Source organism: Roseofilum sp. SBFL (assembly GCF_017746885.1).
Classification (GTDB): Bacteria; Cyanobacteriota; Cyanobacteriia; order Cyanobacteriales; family Desertifilaceae; genus Roseofilum.
The window spans coordinates 1-3,636 of record NZ_JAGHZH010000077.1; the positions used below are offsets into that span (position 1 = coordinate 1).

3 protein-coding genes and 1 pseudogene are annotated in these 3,636 nt (G+C 46.4%); 1 reads left to right on the top strand and 3 read right to left on the bottom strand.

Going from position 1 to position 3,636, the window contains the following annotated elements; translation table 11 throughout:
* The first annotated feature begins 254 nt into the window (after positions 1–254).
* A complete protein-coding gene (gene pheA / locus J7545_RS08735; RefSeq protein ID WP_318699514.1) occupies positions 255–1,118 on the top strand; it encodes a prephenate dehydratase in 864 nt (287 codons plus the stop codon).
* On the opposite strand, the gene J7545_RS08740 is transcribed toward pheA, so the two are convergent.
* From J7545_RS08740 to J7545_RS08750, 3 genes and pseudogenes are all read right to left on the bottom strand, one after another.
* Positions 1,106–2,644, bottom strand: coding sequence for a helicase C-terminal domain-containing protein (locus J7545_RS08740; RefSeq protein WP_318699513.1), 1,539 nt, complete (start codon positions 2,642–2,644; stop codon positions 1,106–1,108). The genes pheA and J7545_RS08740 overlap by 13 nt on opposite strands.
* Before the next feature lie 95 nt (positions 2,645–2,739).
* The gene (locus J7545_RS08745) at positions 2,740–3,132 is read right to left on the bottom strand and encodes a hypothetical protein (protein WP_318699512.1); all 393 of its coding nucleotides are present in this window, start codon (positions 3,130–3,132) and stop codon (positions 2,740–2,742) included.
* 382 nt (positions 3,133–3,514) lie between these two features.
* A pseudogene (locus tag J7545_RS08750) lies at positions 3,515–3,636 on the bottom strand (photosystem II q(b) protein); the annotation flags it as partial.

Sequence of the window (3,636 nt, forward strand, 5' to 3'; positions counted from 1 at the left end):
AGAGCAGCGGTTTTTTATTATTTAGCTTTTTCTGACGGTTCTCTCCGTCCCAAAAACTCATTTGACCCATGTTTTTTCCCTTTCTTTTTCTTTCTCGATCATCTCATGGATTCACGGTATAGTCAATTAATAGAAGTGCCCATAAGTTTTGAATCATTAATAATGGGTCTGGGTTAGGTGCAAATTGCCTCAACTTGTTACCAATGCCTATTACCCGTAAGCTATAGTAGCAAAAAGTCTCACAAGGAGAGAGGATGGTTGTTATTGCTTATCTAGGGCCACGAGGGACGTATTCTGAGGCGGCTGGGATCGCCTGTAGTCAGCAGCTTAAAGCTCAGGGTTGTGACAGTGAATTACGTCCCTATCCCAGTATTGCCCAAACTTTACAGGCGGTAGCCCAACAGCAAGCCCATTTGGCGATCGCACCGGTTGAAAATTCTATTGAAGGCAGTGTTCCGATGACCCTCGATAGTTTATGGCAATTACAAGGTTTAGATATCCAACAGGCCTATGTCTTACCCATCACCCATGGGCTACTCTCTCAGATGGGTGAATTATCAGCTATTAAAACTGTCTATTCCCATCCTCAAGCCTTAGCACAATGTCAAGAGTGGTTAGAGCAACATTTACCAGGAGTCAAATTAATTCCGACAAACTCCACCACAGAGTCTATTCAGTATCTTCAGTCCGATCGACCGATCGCAGCAATTTCCTCCCAAAGAGCAGCTAAACTCTATCAAATCCCAATACTAGCCTATCCCATTAACGATCGCCCGGATAACTGTACTCGGTTTTGGGTCATGAGTTCTACAGATACTAATGTGAGATTGAATGCTTCCTCGGAACCCAAAACCCATACCTCAATCGCCTTTAGCTTACCCAATATTCCAGGAGTGCTGGTTAAACCCCTGGAAGTCTTTGCCCATCAAGGGATTAACTTAAGCCGAATAGAATCTCGTCCTACCAAGCGATCGCTGGGCGAATATTTGTTCTTTATTGATATTGAAGTTGATGCTAGAGAACCGAGTATCCAACAGACACTTCAACAATTAGAAGAGTACACAGAAGTATTAAAAATTTTCGGAAGCTATACCGTTACCGATATTTATCCTTCTTGATCCCAAATTTGCCTTACCCAACTGGGGTCGCGGTAATTGATGCGAGCCATGGGTTCGAGGGAGGTGAGGATGGTTTGACCATAGCTGCGGTGGAGAACACGGGTATCTAGCAAAGCCACAACTCCCGGACGCACGGGGGCGATCGCCCGTTTCAGGTTTTGGATCGCCGTCGGTAGTAGGTATTCCCGAAACCAGTCTAAGCGCCGTTGTTTATAATACGCCACTCGTCCAGCCACTAGGGGATGCTCTAAAGAGGGGATGGGTAAGGCGACAATAATGAGTAAACCAGGTGCGGGTAAGAGGCTTTGATGCGATCGCCAAAATTCCCATCCACACACTAAAATTCCATGGGGTTCCAATGCCGTTTTTTCGACTTGTACTTTGGAGCCAAATTCACCAGCTAATGTGGCCGCAATTTGCGATTTTAGGGGGACATCGGTGACTAAAATAACGGTTAAGTTGCCTTGATTTCCCCGGACACTGAGTAATCCTTGAATTTCTGGCAACACCTGAGTTTGAAATTGGGGCGTATTGGGGAGGGGAAGGCGATCGGGTAAATAAAGATGGATTAAGTCTTGGTCGCTCGAAGCATTAAATTGAATGCAAGTAATATCTTCGAGTCCCATTTGGGCACAATAGCGACTTGCATTGGCCTGTTGATCGAGGGTTTCACCAATTAAAACGACCGGTTGATCGGCCCAGATAGGACTGAGGATCGGGGCGATATCCACAGGGCCAGACCAGAGGGTAAATTGACCGGTGGAACGATGAATATCAGCCCACATCAGATGATCTGAGGTCAATGGGGGGAGCGTGAACTGTTGCCAGGGAGAGGGTAGGATAAGCTGATATTCGTCAAAGTAATGGAAGAGATTGGCGATCGCCCCTCGATCCTCCTCCGTTAATAAACAGCATTCGTAGGGGTTGGGAGGATGCTGGAAAATAGACTTGGTGAGCTTAACTTGGATATCGCGAATCAGATCGCGGTGTTGGGGACAGGCTAACATTAGCTCCGTCCAGTCTTTGGGGGTTAAACATTGATTGATCTGTTGCCTAGTCCAGTTTTCTAGATCGTCTACACCATCCATGAGGGTCGGAATATTGAGAGGGAAGCGCTGTCCTCGGTTATCTCGATGGAGGCGATCGCCTAAAAATTGTTCTGGGGTTGTGAGGAGAATACCAGAAAAATCAGCATTGGGCCAGCGATCGGCTACTACCACCGACTTCACCGAACTGAGCGCTAACATTTCCTGTAATTGGGGAATTTCCACCATCTGCAACTGCTGCAAAATTTCCTCCGCTCCTACCCAAATAGCTGGTCCCGGCCACATCAGCAACGGAACCAAATAACTCACCCGATAGGGTTGTCCTTGATAAAGGGGGCGACCCGTTTGAATTAAAGCACTGCGTCCCAAACGCATGGCCCGCGCAACCAACCGGGCCATCGTTAACTGATGGGGCCAGGACGGTGACGCAGACAAGCGTAGAAACGTTCGCAGTTGCTGATGGACTTCCACCTCAATCACAGGTTTACCTTTGTATCTCACTGTGGTCAGGCTAGGCTAACCTCTTCTTATTCTGACACTTACTGCTAAACCTGCACGCCATTAAGGTTTGATCCCTACTCTTGTGCTTGCCAATAGTTCAAATTTTGTTGATATTCCTGGATTTTCTGTTGTGCTGTAGTGTATGCGGGATGTTCTTCAGGAACCGCTTGCATTAGGGCGATCGCCTGTTGCCATGCCTGTACTACCTGGGAAGGGTCAGATTTCACTTGAGCTAACTGAGCTGCTTTTTCAGCTTGCTGAACAGCTAAATACCAGCGATCCGGTTCAGGACTTGGCGAAACCACAGGAGAGGGAGTAGGTTGACTCACAAAAGAAGGAGGAGTTGGTTCAGGCGGCTCAGACCTCTCAGGTATGGGCACATTCAACGTAGCAACTGGAGTCGGACTCTCTATTTCTGAAGGTAAAGGTTTAATCCCATCACAAATCTTGCTATCCTCATCAGACACATTGGGATTATGGATCAAATAATCCCGTATCCAATCACATCCTTTTAGTGCGCTTCAAGGTATCGTGAAATAAGCGTAAAAAATTCCGCACATGACCGCCACTCATCTCACAGACCTCTCGTAAGTGGTATAAAGAAAATACTCGATCTTCCCAAAAGCTTGATAGTTCTCTAGTTTGCTCAGACTACTACTGGTAAAAATAATTTCAATAGTATTGTCCAGATCTATAGTAGAGAAAGAGTCGGTTAGAACATGGTTCAACACTGAAACCTAGCTACCATAACCTATTCCCTAGCGCGCAGTCCTATAAAAAAACCAAAAAAAACGCCCCCCTTGCGGAGAGCGTTTTTTTTGATTAAATTTAGTCAATCAAAAACTGGAATTAACCGTTGATAGCAGGAGCCGTTAAAGCTACAGGAGCTTCTTCTCCAGCGGCCAAGTCTAAGGGGAAGTTGTGAGCGTTGCGCTCGTGCATTACTTCCATTCCTAAGTTGGCGCGGTTGA

Excerpts from the sequence above, each read along its gene's own strand:
- pheA (WP_318699514.1), top strand. The coding sequence starts at position 255 with ATGGTTGTTATTGCTTATCTAGGGCCACGAGGGACGTATTCTGAGGCG.